The sequence below is a fragment of the Gilliamella sp. Fer1-1 genome (assembly GCF_001690825.1).
Lineage (GTDB): Bacteria > Pseudomonadota > Gammaproteobacteria > Enterobacterales > Orbaceae > Gilliamella > Gilliamella apicola_C.
Genome location: NZ_LZGX01000091.1, coordinates 1 through 2,475 on the forward strand (window position 1 = coordinate 1; position 2,475 = coordinate 2,475).

Genomic DNA, 2,475 nt, shown 5'->3' on the forward strand with positions numbered 1-2,475 from the left:
GCAACCTAGTCTACACATAAAAACACTATTGTCTTCTCTACAAAAGCAGACATTCTTACGCTAAAAAATTATTCAGAAAAACCATTGATTTTATTAGTTTTTTATTTTATAAAAAATAATTCCTTTTTTACCCCAAAAGACTCATGCTATGCCTTGCTTGGTGCTAGCATCTGCCCCCAACAGTTTGAGGTACTATTTTATCTGGGGAAAATTAGCGACAATGGCGACGCAAATTCTTATGAAAAAAATTTGAACATCTGATTATTGCTTTACATATCATCATATACCCCATCTATTATATTATTGATATGTTTTTCTGGATGCTTAATAAATTCTTTCCAAGAACAAATTTTAGCAAATATTTGATGCTCAGGATCGATATAGCAAATGGCCTTTTCTGCTGGAGACCAAACAATGTATAGCTCATAACCGTCAACTTCTTCTATCAAAGAAATTAGTTTTTTCCTTTTCCATTTCATCTCCAGCAAATCGATAAAATGATAAAAAGTCATGTATTTTGAATAACAATCTTTTCCTGAAAAATGAATTTTACCTGGTGATGTTTTAAGATATGTCAACATATCCGCAGGCATTTTATAGCTTTTTAGGCGCTTTAGTTTTTCTTGCTCATTATGCCATTCAATTGGTTCTAATGATTTTAGCAATTGCATCAAATTTGTATTTTTATTCGTTGCAGCAAGAGAATATGGGCGATCACCATATTTATCAGTAATGGTAATATCGGCTCCACATTTTATAAGATATTCGGCAAGTTCGGTGTGATCGTGTCTAACCGCTTCTATCAACGGTGTTGGAGAATAAGGGAAAACCATATCGGGTTGGTGATAATTAACATCGGCTCCCATTTCTACCCACATTTTTGTTTCTTCCATGTTTCCATCTGATGCGCTAGACCTAAGCGCAGCACCGCCATATTGTTTTACCGTTACTCCGTATTGCTCAAATAGCGCTATATTTTCATAATTTTTCCCGTAATGAATGCGGATTAATATGTCCGAATATTTTTTTAGAGGAAGAAAATCAAGCGCATTATTTTTTAGCAAAAGATCTATGATTTTACCATCACTATATTGTGCTGCCTTTTCGATAATGGTAAAACCACCGATATCCAAAGACACTTTATTTTCTAATAACCACTTAAAAACAGTAAAATTATTTGTGACAACGGCAAGCTCCAAAGGCGTTATATCTGTATATTCGCCAAGGTGGATTTTTTTATTTATATCCCAGTTAGCCTCATATAAACTTTGCATTTTTTCGATATTTGTTTCATATATGGCAACAGCCGGTTCAGGCATTGTTTCAAAGTTGCCAATGTGTTTTATGTTATACATTTATAATCCTATTTCATATTTTAAAAATACCTATTATTATATATATTTTCTAAGTTTAGCTAAATTAAAAAAAGTAAATTAAACAAAACATTCTACTTTTTTCTGTATTTTTAGAACACATTATAGTGCCAGATTTTTCAAGGAATATCCCAAAATGAATAATAACAAACTTAATGAAATTAACCATTATTTATCGGATCCAACCAATTTTGCTTTTTTAAAAGTATTAGATGCAGACCAAGCATTAGATCTAAGAGATGAATCTGATTTTGATAATCAATGGATGGATAGCTTTAATAGCTTAAACAAAAAAAGTTTTAAAAAGGATGAAATCGAACTTATTAATATATTAAGAGAAAAGGCATTCAAACTGTCTTTTCAACTAATTAATCATTTTGAAATTGCGTCTCAAATATCTGACGATATAGAAATAATAGCGAAAAGTTTTCTTGCTCAAGAATATAATAACTGGGCAATTACGCACTTATGGTCAGCTTATAAAAACAAAAAATTTCCAGTATAAATAGCCCAAACTATAATAAACAAAAATAAAATGATAATAGGCATATTTTTATGGACCAGAAACAATTAATTATTGATGAACAAAAACACCCAATCGCATGGTGGTTAACGCTAAATATTGCTTGCTATCGCTTGATGAAAAGAGAAAAATTACTTACCTTAATTTAGGAGAATCAGCTTAGAAGAATCCAATCACTTTTGGAACGCAACATTCCCATTTAACCATTTAACCCTAATTCCCCCAAAAAACTCGTTATTTTTTAACAACAAACTCACCGATACCGCATTAATTTTTTCGGCAAACAAGCAAGCGCCATTGTTCCAGCGAATATTTTTATAAGATTCTAGAAAGACTTTTTCTACCCTAATGATGAAACAAGCATTCTTTTAATAACAATAAAAATAAAATCATTTTTTCTTATGAAGGCACCTCTTTTTATGCAGAGATCTTAAATGGATAAAAGGCCGAAAAAGGTTGAATTACGACAAATAGCACCTTACCTGTTGGTGGCATATTCTGGGGCTGAGTAAGTATGGCGTTAGGTTTGTTGGGTAAAAATCGGTGATTTTTATAAAAAACAAAAAATAAAAACTTCAA

General features: G+C 31.4%; 2 protein-coding genes. One reads left to right on the forward strand and one right to left on the reverse strand.

What is annotated here, in order from left to right:
* Positions 1 to 269: 269 nt before the first annotated feature.
* Positions 270 to 1,355 (reverse strand): ankyrin repeat domain-containing protein, encoded by a 1,086-nt coding sequence (locus A9G28_RS10030; protein WP_065580586.1) that lies wholly within the window; start codon positions 1,353 to 1,355, stop codon positions 270 to 272.
* Between the two features lie 154 nt (positions 1,356 to 1,509).
* Here A9G28_RS10030 and A9G28_RS10035 point away from each other — a divergent pair, with 154 nt between their 5' ends.
* Entirely contained in the window at positions 1,510 to 1,878 is a 369-nt protein-coding gene (locus tag A9G28_RS10035) for a hypothetical protein (protein ID WP_065580587.1), read from the forward strand.
* The last annotated feature ends 597 nt before the right edge of the window (positions 1,879 to 2,475 follow it).